General features: G+C 65.4%; 16 protein-coding genes and 1 pseudogene. 6 read left to right on the top strand and 11 right to left on the bottom strand.

Translation table 11 applies throughout. The features are described from left to right. Window positions 1-10: 10 nt before the first annotated feature. Window positions 11-967, top strand: coding sequence for a cation diffusion facilitator family transporter (locus NMQ11_RS17730; RefSeq protein WP_255171029.1), 957 nt, complete (start codon window positions 11-13; stop codon window positions 965-967). Window positions 968-987: 20 nt separating this feature from the next. Here the strand turns inward: NMQ11_RS17730 and NMQ11_RS17735 are convergent, their stop codons facing one another. The 3 genes from NMQ11_RS17735 to NMQ11_RS17745 all read right to left on the bottom strand — a co-directional run bounded on the left by NMQ11_RS17735 (window position 988) and on the right by NMQ11_RS17745 (window position 3,373). Next, a complete protein-coding gene (locus NMQ11_RS17735; RefSeq protein ID WP_255171030.1) occupies window positions 988-2,415 on the bottom strand; it encodes an FAD-binding oxidoreductase in 1,428 nt (475 codons plus the stop codon). A 141-nt stretch (window positions 2,416-2,556) separates the two neighbouring features. Continuing rightward, window positions 2,557-3,126, bottom strand: coding sequence for a DsrE/DsrF/DrsH-like family protein (locus NMQ11_RS17740; RefSeq protein WP_255171031.1), 570 nt, complete (start codon window positions 3,124-3,126; stop codon window positions 2,557-2,559). Window position 3,127: 1 nt separating this feature from the next. Further along, window positions 3,128-3,373 carry a sulfurtransferase TusA family protein gene (locus tag NMQ11_RS17745; RefSeq protein ID WP_255171032.1) on the bottom strand — a complete coding sequence of 82 codons (246 nt, stop codon included), beginning with the start codon at window positions 3,371-3,373 and terminating at the stop codon, window positions 3,128-3,130. A 247-nt stretch (window positions 3,374-3,620) separates the two neighbouring features. On the opposite strand from NMQ11_RS17745, the gene NMQ11_RS17750 reads away from it, so the two are divergent. The 5 genes from NMQ11_RS17750 to NMQ11_RS17770 all read left to right on the top strand — a co-directional run bounded on the left by NMQ11_RS17750 (window position 3,621) and on the right by NMQ11_RS17770 (window position 8,679). Continuing rightward, window positions 3,621-4,814: an MBL fold metallo-hydrolase gene (locus NMQ11_RS17750; RefSeq protein WP_255171033.1), complete on the top strand. Its 1,194-nt coding sequence runs from the start codon at window positions 3,621-3,623 to the stop codon at window positions 4,812-4,814. A 20-nt stretch (window positions 4,815-4,834) separates the two neighbouring features. Beyond that, on the top strand, window positions 4,835-5,326 hold the full coding sequence (locus tag NMQ11_RS17755) for a YeeE/YedE family protein (RefSeq protein WP_255171034.1): 492 nt from the start codon (window positions 4,835-4,837) through the stop codon (window positions 5,324-5,326). 2 nt (window positions 5,327-5,328) lie between these two features. After that, on the top strand, window positions 5,329-5,790 hold the full coding sequence (locus tag NMQ11_RS17760) for a YeeE/YedE family protein (protein ID WP_255171035.1): 462 nt from the start codon (window positions 5,329-5,331) through the stop codon (window positions 5,788-5,790). Between the two features lie 123 nt (window positions 5,791-5,913). Further along, on the top strand, window positions 5,914-6,318 hold the full coding sequence (locus tag NMQ11_RS17765; protein ID WP_255171036.1) for a helix-turn-helix domain-containing protein: 405 nt from the start codon (window positions 5,914-5,916) through the stop codon (window positions 6,316-6,318). 630 nt (window positions 6,319-6,948) lie between these two features. After that, entirely contained in the window at window positions 6,949-8,679 is a 1,731-nt protein-coding gene (locus NMQ11_RS17770; protein ID WP_255171037.1) for a carbamoyltransferase family protein, read from the top strand. A gap of 61 nt (window positions 8,680-8,740) precedes the next feature. Here NMQ11_RS17770 and NMQ11_RS17775 read toward each other — a convergent pair whose 3' ends face one another. The 8 genes and pseudogenes from NMQ11_RS17775 to NMQ11_RS17805 form a co-directional block, all read right to left on the bottom strand. Beyond that, window positions 8,741-8,929, bottom strand: coding sequence for a hypothetical protein (locus NMQ11_RS17775; protein ID WP_255171038.1), 189 nt, complete (start codon window positions 8,927-8,929; stop codon window positions 8,741-8,743). A gap of 10 nt (window positions 8,930-8,939) precedes the next feature. Beyond that, the gene (locus NMQ11_RS17780) at window positions 8,940-9,191 is read right to left on the bottom strand and encodes a hypothetical protein (protein WP_255171039.1); all 252 of its coding nucleotides are present in this window, start codon (window positions 9,189-9,191) and stop codon (window positions 8,940-8,942) included. Between the two features lie 159 nt (window positions 9,192-9,350). Next, window positions 9,351-11,255 (bottom strand): polysaccharide deacetylase family protein, encoded by a 1,905-nt coding sequence (locus tag NMQ11_RS17785; RefSeq protein ID WP_255171040.1) that lies wholly within the window; start codon window positions 11,253-11,255, stop codon window positions 9,351-9,353. A 346-nt stretch (window positions 11,256-11,601) separates the two neighbouring features. Further along, on the bottom strand, window positions 11,602-11,751 hold the full coding sequence (locus NMQ11_RS17790; protein WP_255171041.1) for a hypothetical protein: 150 nt from the start codon (window positions 11,749-11,751) through the stop codon (window positions 11,602-11,604). Between the two features lie 73 nt (window positions 11,752-11,824). Next, a pseudogene (locus NMQ11_RS20130) lies at window positions 11,825-12,235 on the bottom strand (universal stress protein); the annotation flags it as partial. Between the two features lie 23 nt (window positions 12,236-12,258). Next, complete coding sequence (locus tag NMQ11_RS20135) at window positions 12,259-12,453, bottom strand: universal stress protein (RefSeq protein WP_345781472.1); 195 nt, start codon at window positions 12,451-12,453, stop codon at window positions 12,259-12,261. Window positions 12,454-12,553: 100 nt separating this feature from the next. Continuing rightward, window positions 12,554-13,420 carry a universal stress protein gene (locus tag NMQ11_RS17800; protein WP_255171042.1) on the bottom strand — a complete coding sequence of 289 codons (867 nt, stop codon included), beginning with the start codon at window positions 13,418-13,420 and terminating at the stop codon, window positions 12,554-12,556. 77 nt (window positions 13,421-13,497) lie between these two features. Continuing rightward, entirely contained in the window at window positions 13,498-14,805 is a 1,308-nt protein-coding gene (locus NMQ11_RS17805) for a RimK family alpha-L-glutamate ligase (RefSeq protein ID WP_255171043.1), read from the bottom strand. Window positions 14,806-14,972: the final 167 nt, after the last annotated feature.

Here is a 14,972-nt window from a genome sequence, read left to right on the forward strand (position 1 = left end):
AGTGGGCGTAATGGCTGACAGCGAACGGCTCACCGTGATTCTCGTCGCCATGGCGGCGAACGTCGGCCTCGCGGTCGCCAAGTTCGGGGCGTTCCTGCTCACCGGCAGTCCGTCGATGCTGGCGGAAACCTATCACTCGATTTCGGACACGGGCAATCAGGTGCTGCTCCTGATCGGAACGTTCTACACTCGCAAGCAGTCCGACCGGCGCCACCCGTTCGGCTACGGGAAGGCGAGTTTCTTCTACGCGTTTCTCGTCTCGGTCCTCCTGTTCGGCATCGCGGGCTGGGAGAGCCTCTCTCACGGGATCGACGTGCTCCGGGCCGGCGGCTCGCTCGCCGGCGGCTCGGTCACGGTTCGGGGCCTCACGCTGCCGGCGATCTACCTGGCGTACTTCGTCCTGGTCCTGACGCTGGTTTTCGACGGCATCTCCTACTGGCGGGCTCGAGTCGCACTCGAGGCCGAGACGGAGGTACGCGGCTGGCGCAACTTCAAGGAGGCGTTCGAGAAGACGAGCGACACGCCCGTCCTCGCGGTTCTCACGGAAAACGCGGTTGCGGTCGCCGGGGCGGCGATCGCGCTCGTCGCGATCTCGCTCTCCCAGCTCACGGGGGATCCCCGCTTCGACGCCCTCGGCGCGGTTCTCATCGGGCTGTTACTGATGGGGTTCGCCGTCGCACTCGGCATCGAGAACAAGCGACTGCTGCTCGGCGAGTCCCTTCCGGCTCGCCACCAGGACCGGCTCGAGGAACTCGTCAGGGAACACGACGGCGTCGTCGAAATCGAGGAACTCCGAACCGTCTACTTCGGCCCCGACAGCGTGCTCGTAACCGCCGACATCGCGTTCGATCCGGGACTGGACACGGCGACGATCGACGACCGGATCACCGAAATCGAAGCCGCGCTCAAGACCCGCGAGCCGCTGATCGAAAAGGTGTACATCGAACCGGAACTCGAGCGGACGTGAGGACGGCCGGCGAAATACCCTCACTCGGTTCTCGGTCGGGGATCGACGCTTCCGGCGAACACGTTCTCGGGATCGTACGCCGACTTGATCTCGGCCAGTCTGTCGTAGTTGCCGCCGTAGAGGAGTTTCGCCGGGTCCTCGTTCATGCCGGGGAAGTTTCCGTACCGTCCCGAGGCGACCGACAGCGCCTGTGCCTGCGCGATTCCCTCGCGGGCCCAGGCCACGTTCGCCTCGTCCTCGTTGGGGGACTCCCAGTTGGCCTCGAAGGTGAGCATGTACGGCTTGTCGCGGTGCCAGAACGCGGTTTCGTCCCGCGGAACCTCGCCGACCGCACCGCCGAGGTGCCAGAGGTCGACCGTCGACAGCGCCGACGGTGCCGATTCGTTGACCCGAACCATGAGCTCGATAACCTCGTCGGTGAGCTCGTCGAGGTAGATCGACTTCCAGTAGTAGCGCAGCCCGTCCGGGTAGTCCTCGTCGAGCATCGACTGCATGTCGACGAACGCCATCGGTCCGCTCGGGTCGACCACCGGCGTCGCGCTCTCGAGCAGCACCTGGAAGACGTCCTCGGCGTCGCTCGCGTCGCCGCGGTAGGAGCCGAGAAGCGCCAGCGCCGGCTCGCCCCACGCCTTCTCGGGGAACTCCTCGAGTTCCGGAACGTGCGCCGCAAAGGCCAGGACGCCGGCGTCTCGAGGGGCGCTCTCGGCCCAGCGTCGGAAGGCAGCCATCACGGCGCTCGCGTCGTCGCCGTGGAACCACGTGAAGAGGACGTACACGTCGGGGCCGACGTCGTGGAGGGTGTACTCGATCGAGGTGACGATACCGACGGAGCCGCCGCCGCCGCGAACCGCCCAGAACAGATCCTCGTTCCGATCGGCGCTCGCGGTGTGGACGCGGCCGTCTGCCGTAACGATGTCGACGCTCGTCACGTTATCGAGCGCGAGCCCGTACTGGCGACTCAGGTGGCCGTAGCCACCGTTGAGCGTCAGCCCCGCGATTCCGGTCTCCGAGACGGCCCCGAGCGCCGTCGCGAGGCCGAACAGCTGCGTCTCCCTGTCGACGTCGCCGAGCGTCGCGCCGGCTTCGGCGCGCACCGTTCGGGACTCGCGGTCGACCCGAACGCCGTTCATCTCCGCGAGGTCGACGACGACCCCGCCGTCGCAGACGGCCGTTCCGGCGACGTTGTGGCCGCCACCTCGGGTCGCCACGGGCAGTCCCTGCTCGCGAGCGAATTCGACCGCCGCGACGACGTCTGCGACGCCCGTGCAGCGGGCGATGATCGCAGGGTGCCGATCGATCATGCCGTTCCAGACCCGCCGTTCGGTCTCGTACTCCGGATCGGAGGGCCGGAGTACCTCGCCGCGGAACGCGTCTACAAACGATCGCACGTCCTCGCTCGAAAGACGCGCGAACGATTCCTCTCCCGGTGACCGGCTCGTCGTTGCCATACTCGAGGGTACGTCGCCAGCGGGAATAAGAACTGTATGATGATTTACGCGTCACTCGGCGGCGAGGACAGGTCGCAGAACGAACCGGACAGCGGGGCGTTCAGTTTCGGAGTGAGATCCAGCGGGCGGGCGAAACGGGGCTCAGACGAGCAGCTGGACGTCGGACTCCGCCATGTGCTGGAGGGCGGTGGCCGCACCGACGCCGGTGGTGACGCCGTCGTAGAAGTCCTCCTCGTCGTACTCCATCAGTTCGATGGTCATCTGGCAGGCCTGGAGGTCGACACCGCTCTCGAGCGAGAGGTCGATCAGCTCCTCGATCGTGGCGGTACCGTTCTCGTCGATCTTCTTTCGCATCATCTTCGTCGCCATCGCGTCCATCCCGGGGAGCGCGGCGAGCGCGTTCGGCATCGGCATGCTTGGGTTGCCGACGGCGCTCAGTTTGAGGTCCCGGGACTTCTCCTCGTGCAGGATATCGAGGCCCCAGAACGTGTGAAAGACGATGACCTCCCAGTCGAAGGCCGCCGCCGTGCTCGCGAGGATGAGCGGCGGGTAGGCCATGTCGAGAGTCCCCTGGGTAGCGACGATCGTCATCTTCTTTCGATCGTCAGTGTCAGCCTCGAGCGCCGCCAGTTGCTCCTCGAGCTCCTCGACCCGTACCTCGAGGTCGACGTCGTCGGCGTCGTCGGTCGTCGTGGGGGTATCCGTGCTCATTTTAGACCGTCTTCTTCACGTAGTGGGTGTACAGTTCGCCGTCGTCGACCTGCTCGAGGAGGTCGACGCCGTCGGTGCTGTCGGCCCACCCCTGGATGTCGCTCATGCTGCCCGAATCGGTCGCGACGACCTCGAGCACGTCTCCCTCCTCGAGGTCGTCGATCGCCTGCTTGGTCTTCACGATCGGCATCGGGCAGGACTGTCCTTTCACGTCGAGCGTCTCAGTGACGTTGTGTTCCGAACTCATGGATTGATTATGTGCTCTGTATTGGAGCTATCACACAATATCAGCTAGTGCCACAAAAGGGTATCGGTTATTGTGTGAATGGCGGACTTCTCATCCCCCTCTCTTCACGCCGTGGGTCGTGATTTGGGGGCCATGGGTGCTCGGTACGGAACTTTCCGATATCGGGAGGCCCACACTGTATTGTGGAAAAAAGGAAATACCATGCAAACCCTTAAGTGAGAGGACCAACTACGGTGCAGTGTACAACATGGACGACATGGACTTCCCCACACTGGATGCACCCGTCGAATCGATCGACCCCGAGGATCTGAAGGGGCGTCTCGACGCCGGCGATGCGGTCACGCTCCTCGACGTGCGAACGGAATCGGACTACGAGGAGTGGAACATCAGCGCCGACACCGTCGAGTCGATCAACGTCCCCTACTTCGCGTTCCTCGACGAGGAGATCGACGACGACGTTCTTGGGCGGATACCGAAGGACCGCGAGATCACCGTCCTCTGTGCGAAGGGCGGCTCGAGCGAGTACGTCGCGGCCGCCCTTCAGGACCGCGGCTACGAGGTCAACCACCTCGAAGACGGGATGAACGGCTGGGCGCGTATTTACGAGGCCGTCGAGGTCGAGCGCTACGACGGCGCCGGGACGCTGTTCCAGTATCTGCGCCCCTCGAGCGGCTGTCTCGGCTATCTCGTCGTCGACGGCGATGAGGCCGCCGTGATCGACCCGCTCCGAGCGTTCACGCAGCGCTACCTCGACGACGCCGACGAACTCGGCGTCGACCTCACCTACGCGTTCGATACGCACATCCACGCGGATCACGTCTCCGGTCTCCGCGAACTCGCTGCGGAGGGTATCGAGACCGTCATCCCCGAGGCGGCGGTCGATCGCGGCGTCACGTACGCCGACGAGACGACGCTCGCAGCCGACGGCGACGAGTTCGACGTCGGGAACGCGACCGTCCAGGCGGTCTACACGCCCGGTCACACGTCGGGGATGACCTCGTATCTGATCGACGACTCGCTGCTCGCGACCGGCGACACCCTGTTCGTCGAGAGCGTCGCCCGACCCGACCTCGAGGAGGGGGCCGAGGGCGTGGCGGACGCCGCGTGCCAGCTCTCCGAAACGCTGCAAGAGCGCGTGCTCGCGCTCCCTGACGAGACCCTGATCGGCGGCGCTCACTTCAGCGATTCGGCCGTTCCCGCCGAGGACGGCACCTACACGGCTCGAATCGAGGACTTACGTGAGAAGATGGCGGCGCTCACGATGGACGAAGACGAGTTCGTCGAGTTGATCCTCTCGGACATGCCGCCGCGTCCGGCTAACCACGAGGAGATCATCGCGACGAATCTCGGTCAGCAAGAGACGGATGCGGAGACGGCGTTCGAACTCGAGCTCGGTCCGAACAACTGCGCTGCGAGCCAGGGCTCGCTGACGGACGACTGATCGGCGTGTTCCCTGATCCAATGGTCGCTGACCTCGTTTCGCTGTCGCTGACCGCGGAGCTGTTCCCGAACGGCATCTACCGGTACGCCGTCGGCGGACTGCTCGTCGGCCTCGGTGCGGTCGTCATCTACGTCGGTACTGGAATCGCCGCCGGCGCGAGCACGTTCCTCGAGTCGACGCTGTCGTACGTCTCGAAGCAGTCCCGATTCCAGCGGTACCGCTCTTCTCGCGACTGGCGGATCGTCTTCACGGTGGGCATCGTCCTCGGAGCGGCCGTCTACGCCGTCGTCTGGCAGGGCGGGACGTGGACGACGGACGTCCAGCCCTGGCGACTGCTCGTCGGCGGCATCCTCGTCGGGATCGGAACCCGGATCGGAAAGGGATGTACGTCCGGCCACGGCGTCTGCGGCGTCGGCTCCGCCTCGAGGACGTCGATCGTCGGGGTGATGACGTTCCTCGTCGTCGCGATCGGAACCGCACAGCTCGTCCAGGCGCTGGGGGTGACGCCGTAGCCATGGACGGAAACCGCCATCCCCTGTTCATGCCCGTGATCTTCGTCGGCGGGTTGATCTTCGGTTTCGGCCTCGGGTTCAGCCACATGGCCCGACCGGAAGTCGTACTGGATTTCCTCCAGTTCGACGACTTCGGTCTGGTGTTCGTCATGTTCGGTGCGGCGATCGTCTCGGGAATCGCCTTCGCGGTGGTGCCTCGAGTGCGCGACAGCGCGCCGCTGACCGGCGACGTGTACGGGCGACGGCTGAAGTCCTTCGACAGGAACGTGCTGATCGGTGGGGCGATCTTCGGCGTCGGCTGGGGGCTGTCGGGAATCTGTCCCGGCGCGGCTTACGCCAGCCTCGGCATCGGTAACGTCACGATCCTGTGGGCGATCGTCGGCATGTTCGCCGGCGCCTACGCACAGGGCGTCTGGCGGAGCCAGCGCGCCCCGCGGGAGACCGCGTCGATCGACGCCGACTGATCCGGACGGCGACGTCAGAAACGGGCTGTACGGCCGACACCTCCCCGACATACGTCGGATCGTCGAGTTTGTACACTATTCACACAACCCTTTTACCGCTGGGCTACCTACCCGTTGTTACGCATGGCCAACTCGATGGCAGAACAACTCCAGCAGGACATGGAGTGCGAGGGTCTGTTGGAGTGTATCCACGGGCTCAAACAACTCGATAAGGATTGCTTCCGCGCGCTCGTCGAGAGCGACGATCCCCTGACGATCGACGAGATCGCCGAACGCGTCGACCGCGAACGGTCGACCGCCTACCGCTCGATCCAGCGGCTACTCCAGAGCGGATTCATCCAGAAAGAACAGGTCAACTACGATCAGGGCGGCTACTACCACGTCTACTACCCGACCGATCCGTCGCAGATCGCGACCGATATGCAGCGGATGCTGAACGACTGGTACGCGAAGATGGGACAGCTCATCCACGAGTTCGAGAACAAGTACGAACACACGGACGAGAAGGCCGCTCCGGTCGAAGGCTAGTCCGGCGACCTATCGGCCGCCCCGGTCGAAGGCTAGTCCGGCGACCTATCGGCCGCCCGTAGTCGGCGGCGCCCGGTATCGTTCCCCTGAACGATCTCCGTTAAATCAGCTATCTTTCTACAAGGAGAGAATCCCGCCGTTCACGGCGGGCGTGAATCCGACAGCATTGATACAATCAACGTTCAGCAGCAATACGGATATTCATGTGTCACGTATCGTGGTATGACGTACACCGAGGCGGTCACACCGCCCACTCAAATGCACAATATCGGGACTCCGAGGGCCAGAACGTTCGAGACACCCTCTCGAACCGCTGTGGTGTCTCGGTTACAAGATAACTCCGAGTCCCCCTGCCGGGGATAGGAGTAACGGCGGTGTGGCCCCGCCATCGGCCCGTCATGCCGACGGGTCGTAAACCAGCAAATATCCCAACTCAGCGGTGCGGTGCCGTGGAAGCCTCGTCGTTTACGGCGAGGAGGAGGTCACCTTCCGCCGCGCGTCTCGAGCCCACGGGAGACTCCGACCGAATTCAAGACCAACTGTAAAATCGGTATCGGTTTTCCGGACCAGCAAATTACATATGATGTTTTGTACCTCCCCTGTCTTAGTGTACGCCAACGAGACTATTCCATGACGAACTATCTGCTTGCATTTAAGCCCAGTATCGGACTCTACGGGCAGCACGATCCGAGCGCCGTGCTCTTCGAGGACGGAACTCCTGTTTTCGGCGTCGAGGAAGAACGCTACACGCGAGAGAAACACGCGACGGACACGTTCCCAGAACAGGCGATTCAGGCGTGTCTCGACCACCGAAACCTGGAGATCACGGATCTCGATCGCATTCTCCTCCCCTACGATCCCCGACTCCAGCGCAAGATCGCCCGTCACTACGTCACCGACGCGATCCGCGCGCCGGGCTTTGCGCGAAAGCTCTCCGCGCTCGAGCAGACGCTCGTCAACCAGGTTCGAAGCCGGTTCGTTCCGACGCGAGAGATCGAAGCCCGCCTCGAGTCGTTCGGGACGCCGCTGCCACCGGTCGAACCGCTCGAACACCACCGCTGTCACGCTGCGAGCGCGTTTCACCCGTCCGCGTTCGACGAGGCGGTCGTGCTCACCGTCGACGCGAAGGGCGAGTACGATTCGACCGTCGTCTGGCACGCGAGCGGCGACCGACTAAAGCGGGTTCGAACGTACGAACACCCCAACAGTCTCGGCCTCTTTTACGCGATCGTCACGGAGTATCTCGGCTACCGAATGTTCAACGGCGAGGGGAAGGTGATGGGGCTCGCGCCGTACGGCGAGGACAACCCGGACATCGAACGGCCGCTGCGGGATCTCCTCGAGACCGGCGTCGAGTACGACGTCACCGCGCTGACCAGGCGGTGGGGAACCGGCCACGGCGTCGAAATCCTCGAGGACCTGTTCGACCGACCGCGAAACGAGACGCGAGGGGAGTTCGACCAGTGGGAGAAAGACCTCGCGCACACGGCACAGAAACTCCTCGAGGAGACCGTCGTCGAAATCGCGGAAACCGCCGTCTCCCGCCTCGGAACCGCGAACGTCGCGCTCGCCGGCGGCGTCGTCCTCAACTGCAAGCTGAACAAGTGCATTCGGGAGTCGCCGGTCGTCGACGACGTCTTCATCCAGCCGGTCGCCCACGACGCCGGGCTCGCACTCGGCGCGGGCTGGCTCCAACAGGACCCGTCGGACGTCGAACGCCAGACGAACGTCTACCTCGGCCCCGAGTACGACACCGCGGAGATCCGCTCGACCCTCGAGACGAACAAGATCGCCTACTCGGAGCCGGAGAACCTCGAACGGTACGTCGCAGAACGCCTCGCAGACGGCGCGCTCGTCGGTTGGTTCCAGGGGCGAATGGAGATGGGGCCGCGAGCACTCGGCGCACGAAGCATTCTGGCCGATCCGCGCTCGGTCGAATCTCGAGACCGAGTCAACAAGTTCGTCAAACACCGCGAGGAGTGGCGTCCCTTCGCCCCGTCGATGCTCGAGTCGGCGGCCGAAACCTACCTGGTCAACGGACAGCCGGCGCCGTTTATGATCGACGCCTACGACTCCCGTCCGGAGAAAGTCGGCGACCTCGAGGCGGTCTTACACCCCGCCGACGATTCGACGCGGCCCCAGACCGTCCGCGAGGACCAGAACCCGCGGTACTACCGGCTCATCTCCGAGTTCGGCGACATCACCGGCGTCCCAGTCGTCCTCAACACGTCGTTCAACGATCACGCCGAACCGATCGTCCGGACGCCGACGCAGGCGATCAAGGACTTCTACGGGATGGGTCTCGACGTCCTCGTCCTCGAGGACCTCGTCGTCGAAAAGGACGCCGCGCAGTCGGCGTAGACGTCCGCTCTCCCAACCCTCGAGGGGCTGTTCTGCAGCGTTCGCGCCGACAGTTGTCAAATTATTCAGTGCCCCAGGGCTGTGTCAGCAGCGTCACGAGGGTACCGGCGATTAGGAGCGCAGAGAACGCGCTCCAGGACTCGGTCACGACGGCGTAGAGCAGCCCTCCGGCGATGACTGCGTATCCCCCGACGAGCAGTCGAAAGGGCGTACCCGACTCGAGTGAGCGGTCGTGAGTGCGTTCGTCCATCTCAGTTCGTTCATTCGCGAACGACGACGTAAAGCCCGATCACGAGGACGCCAGCGACGGCGGCGCCCGATACTCCCGCGACGAGCGTGCCGACCAGCAGTGCGACGAACACCGCGACACCCCACGCCGTCGGATTGTTCGTGTTGTGCGATTTCGCGTTTTGCGTGACCGCTCCGCCGACGACGACGAACGCGAGGAGTGCGAGCAGAGAGTACACGAGAACGCCGAGACCGGCGCCGTCGATCAGTTGTAACGGAAACATGCGGTGGGTGACGACCGACACTGAGAAAACAGTATCGACCAGCGGACAGTCGGGTTCGTTGACGCCGAACCGCACGACTCGCGCTCCGCTACCGTCCGCCGTGACGCTTGTCGCCGGCAGTCGGGAGAGTCGGCGGTTGCCAGCCCGGCCATGAGCCGATCAGGAGTGGTCCATCTCGAGGCTCCAGTCGCCGTCGGCCTCGACGACGAGCCAGACGACGCCGCCCGCACCGTAGGACCTCGAGCCGTCGAACTCGCCGGACTGGTTGACGATCTGTTCTCTATGGCCGTCGGCGCCGATCCCGTCGACAACGAACTCCTCGTCGCCGTCGTGAGAGATGCTGAGGCTGACGCTGTCTTCGGTCCAGTACGGACCGACGAACGACGCGCCGGTGCCGGACGCCTCGACCGGCAGGTCCGTCAGATCGTCGCTGTGAACCTCGGGCTGCTCGACGTCGATCTCCCACTCGCCGTCGCCGTCGACGCTGAACTGGTAGGTTCCTTCGGGGACGACCGCGGCCGACTCGCCGGACGACTCGGTCGTTTCGATCAGGCTGGTGTCCCGTCCGTCGTCGTCCGCCGCTACCAGCTCGACGACGAACTCCTCGTCGTCCTCCTGGGAGAACTCGCCGACGACGAGCCCTTCCGAGAGGTCGAACTCCTCGGAGGTCGCGTCGTCCTCGCCGGTGAACGAGTAGGACTCGCCCTCCTCGAAGATCGTTCCGTCCGGGCGCTCGAGTTCCTCCTCCTCGTCGGCCTCACCACCGCCGAGTTCGCCGTCGACGAGGTCCGACGGCGTGATCACGTCGAGACCGCGGTGCTCGAGGTGATCGAGCAGGTGCTCGAAGTCGTCGAGGGACATCTGACTCTCCTCGGCGTCCTCCTCGACGATCGGCGGGATCCTGAGGACGACGAGCTGGTTGTACTGATCACAGAGGTTGATGTGGCGGCGAACCCCGCCGTGGAGCGCCGGCCCCCAGGTCACGGGAATCATGTGCGGGTTCGTCGGCGGGACGCCGACCGGGCAGCTTCCGAACATGAACCCGGAGTCGAAGACGTCGCGGACGACCGCGAGCGTGTCCGGATCCATCTCCCGCCAGTTGGGCGCGAAGAAGTGTCGGGAGCCGTCGGCGAATCCACGCTGTTCGAGCGAGTCCCGCGCCGACTCGAGGATGCTGCGGCGCTGGCTGTCGCCCATCTGGGCAAGACCCCCGTCGCCGCCGGGGTAAGCACAGACGTCCCACCCCTCCTGCTGGAGTTTGCGAAGCTGTCCGGTGTCCATTCGCGGCCCGGAACCGATCCGGCCGGGTTCGACCGGAATCGCGCCGGCCCAGCCGCGCTCCTCGAGGAGTTCGGCCGCGATGTCGTAGTGGGAGCTGTGGCCGTCGTAGAACGCGAGGATCGCCTTCCCGTTGTCGACGCCCTCCGTGCGGCGCAGATCGTCGAGGAACACGCGCGTCGGACCGTCCTCCGGCCCGACCGCGATGATGTTCAGCTGGAAGAGATCCGAGAGGTCGGGTTCGCCCTCCGGTTTGTGCTCGTATCCGCAGTCGAGGCGGAGCCAGTCGTCGAACTCCTCGGGAATGATCTTGACGCTGTTGAGCCGCTCGTTTTGCGTGGGGGCGATGAACTCGACGACGATCCGGGTTGCGGATTCCGGCTTGACCGCGATCGACGTATCCCATCCGTTCATGTCGAGCCCGTCGGGGAACGTGATCTGAATCGCGGCCCGCTCGCCGTCGCTCTCGAGCACCGCGGCCTGCGAGCCGGTCTGTGCTTCGTCCGGTGCGGCGTCGAGCGATCCGCTGAGCGTCTCCCACTGCTCGAGGTCCTCGAAGTCGGACAGCACTTCGCCGGTCTCGATCGCGGGCCACTCGACGCTTTCGCCGTCACCGTCGCCGCCGTCCGACCCGTCGGTGCCGGAGGTATCGTCGCCGCCGTTTCCGTCCCCGTCCCCGGACCCGTTGCCGTCGTCGTCCGAAAGGAAATCCATGCACCCCGCGAGTGCCGTGGATCCGAGTCCAACCGCCGCTAACATTTGTCGTCGGGACGTGTAGCGCTCCATCGCGTCCCAGGTATCCCTGGCGGTACTTCTTAATGTAGGACCTAAACCGTGGGGGTTCCGTATACTTTCGTTCACGCAAACACGGGTGAGTGTTTTTAGCCCAGTTCACGTCGAGATGAGCGGAGAGCGCCCTCTACGTTCTACTTTGAAGCTCTATTGTGGAATTATTAATCGGATAAACTGGGTGGCGTTGAGGGGGAGCGATCGTCGACTCGAGACGCGACGCGTTCGGCCGGTGCAGCCGAGAAGCCGCTCGCGGGCGCTTCTCGCTTTCGCGATACGTGCTCGCGTGTCTCGACCGTTTTCTCTCGTTTCGGGCAAGCACCCCGCAGTATCTGGCGGGAGACTAGAACGACGCTTCGTCGGGGAGCACCCGCACGAACAGTTCGCTCTCACAGACCCCGCAACGGTCAGGGACGGAGAACCGCGCGTAGACGACGCCGCACGCCTCGCACGCGAAGAACGGCCGCCGCTCGTGTTCGCCGGGGCGGGTCATCAGTGTCTCGAGCCCTCCGTCGCCGTTCGCGCCCGCCTCCTCAGCGCCGGCGCCCGGGTCGAACGTGTCACCCTCATCGTTGCTGGATCCGCGCGATCTGGGTGTTTCCGGTCACCCGGTCGATATGGACGTTGAACAACGCCGTTCCGTCGTCCGCACGGACGATCCAGTAACCGCCCTGTTCGTAGGGTTCTTCGAGGATCGTCACGTCGTCGTACCCGTCCGCCTCGAGGGCGTCTCTGGCCGTGTCTATCGCGCTCGCTGCGCTGTCCATGGCCGTCCCGGCGAGGCGAGTCACGAGCACGGACGCCGACGCGCCGCGCAGCACGCGCTCGGTGACGCTTCCCAGCAGGAATCGATCGAGCCCGCGGCGGCCGTGGGTCCCCATCACGATCAGGTCGACGTCGTGGTCGTCGACGTACTCGAGGATTCGCTCGTGGGGCGTTCCCTCCTCGATGGCCATCGAGACGTCGACGTCCGCCGGCGCTTTGGTGGCCGCGTCCGCCGTTAGCCGCTCGCCGTCCTCACGGGCCGACTCGAGCGCGGGTCGGTGGTGCGTTCGAACGGGTACTGTCGATCCACGTCGATGACGTACAGCAGATGAACCGCCGCGTCGAACCGCTCGGCCACCTCGTACGCCTGTTCGACGGCGCTGCGGGCGGCGTCGCTGCCGTCGGTCGGAACCAGAATCCTCCGATACATACTGGTCCGCTCACCGCCCACTCACATGAGCCTCTCCGGGAGATCGCTGAACTGACACCGGCGCGGACAGGTTACCGGACGGCGAACGCCGGTTTGCCGATCACCGAACGGTCAGGATCGGACAGTCCGTCCGCCGGAGGACGCGGGCCGCCGTACTGCCAAGCACGTCGCCGGTCGCCCCGCCCTGTCCGCGGGTTCCGAGTACGACGAGCGACGCGCCGATTCCGTCGGCGTACTCGATCAGCTCCTCGTCGGGGACGCCCCGGAGCACCTCCGTCGTCACCGAGAGCCCGCGGTCGCGCCCGTCGGCGGCGACCGTCTCGACTGCGTTCTCCCCTCCTTCCCGCAACAATCCGATGATGCTCCGGGGTGCGTCCTCGAGACCGTAGGTCGTCGTGTCGATCACGTACGCCGCGTACACCGCGGCGTCGTAGGTTTCGGCCACGTCGAACCCCTGTTCGGCGGCGCGCTCGGAGGCGTCGCTGCCGTCAGCCGCGACCAGCACGCGGCCGCCGTCGAACTCGTAGGCACCCTCGTCGGACGGCGGAACGGCGACGACGGGACGGTCCGCGCGGGCGAGTATCCGTTCAGCCGTGCTTCCGAGCCTGACGTGGTCCGGTCCCGTTCGGCCGTGTGTTCCGACCACGATCGCCGCGCCGTCGAGGTCGGCCGCGTGCTCGAGAACCTCGCGGTACGGCGTCCCCTCGCGGACCGTCCGCGTCGCGTCGACGTCGTGCTCTGCGGCCCGGCTTTCTGCTCGCTCGAGCGCCTGCCGGCCCTGCTCTTCTGCCGCACTGCGGAGCTCGGCTCGCTGGTCGTCGTCGAGATCGGTCGGTTCGCTACCGGTGTCGACGACGTAGAGGAACTGTACCGCGGCGTCGACCGTCCGTGCGAGGGCGACCGCCTGATCGACGGCGGTTTTCGAGGTTTCGCTGCCATCGACCGGGACGAGAATCGTATCGTACATTCCGAGTCACAGGCCTCTACCTCGCGGAAGCTTAAGAAAGGTCACGCGGCATTCCGTCTGTAGCGATACCCCTCCTCTCACTCCTCGAGACGGTCCTCGTACCGCGTGCCGACATCGATTCGGAACCCGCCGAGGACGTCGCGGCCGAGCAACAGCGGGTGTTTCGTATCACCCCTGTCTTCGACGGTCGCTTCGACGGTCTGTTCGGTGCCGCCGATCCCGACGACGATGTCGACGACCGGTTGGCGCCGCCGCCCGTCACCGGCGAACCCGGCCTGGATCGGCCCGGCGCCGATCGCGGCCGCGAGCTGGAGGTCGATGCTCGTCGTGGCGTGTGCGGGATTCGCGCGTCCGATCACCGTCTTCGTATCCGTCGTCCCGCTGACGACGACGCGTTCGGTGAGGCCGACTACGGGCGCCTCCGCCTCGATCGGCTGGACGCTCGAGCTGACGCCCGTCGGCGTCGAATCGTCCAGTACCGTCGTCAGCTCCTCGACCCGTTCGTCGTCGACCGTGACGCCGACCCGTTCGAGTGCCAGTTTCGCGATGGCAGGCGCCGGACTCCGTCCCGTCGCGCTGTACAACCCCTTGAACCCCGCGGTCGGGTTCACCTCGAGGACCGCCCACCCCTGTGGGCCTTCGATGAGATCGACGCCAGCGCAGTCCAGACCGACCGCGGACGCCGCTCGAAGCGAGATTTCGACGACGGAGTCCGGGAGCGAGTCGGTCGCATCCTCGACCGCCCCGCCCCGGGCGACGTTCGTCCGCCAGTCACCGTCGGCCGCGTAGCGGTACATCGCGCCGACGACGCGGTCGCCGACCACGTAGACCCGGAGGTCCTGTGGTCGGTCGCCGCGGGCGTCGACGAACTCCTGCAGGAACGCCCGACGGGTGCCGACGGTGCCGGTGAGCAGGTCGCTCTGGTGCACTTTCCACGCGCCGCCGCCGTGGGTGCCGACGGTCGTCTTGTAGACGAACTCCTCGCCGAACTCGGGGCGAACCCGACCGAGCGTGGCGGGGCTGAGCGCGAGAGCGGTGTGGGGCACCGGTACCGCCGCGTCGACGAGCGCGGCGGCTGAGGCGATCTTGTGGGACGCTCGAGCCGCGGCGTCGGGAGAGTTCACCATCGGCCGAAACCGGGCGATGGCGTTCGCGATGCCGACGGCCTCGACGGGCTGGGTCGTCGTCGAGAGCAACACTCGATTGATCACCACGTCCACGTCGGGCTCGAGGACGAATGAACCGTTATCGAACCGGACGAGCACGTTTTGTTCGCGCAGCCACACCGGCTCGTGATCGAGCGCCTCGACGGCGTTGAGAATCGCCCGCGACTCTGCGCTCTCGTGGAAGCTCAGAACTCCGACCCGAACGGCCTGCTCGCTCATACGGTTCCTACGTCGCTCGGGCGCTAAACGCTGTCTCCGGATCCGTTCGCACGCTCGAGGGACCACTGGCAGCGCGGCGCTGGTTCGCGGCGGTACTCTCACAGCCAGTTCAGGGGGATCGGGGTGAGTCGTCCCGGAGTTACCGTCCGGCTACCTTGGCTTGAGCC

Source organism: Natrononativus amylolyticus (genome assembly GCF_024362525.1).
Lineage (GTDB): Archaea > Halobacteriota > Halobacteria > Halobacteriales > Natrialbaceae > Natrononativus > Natrononativus amylolyticus.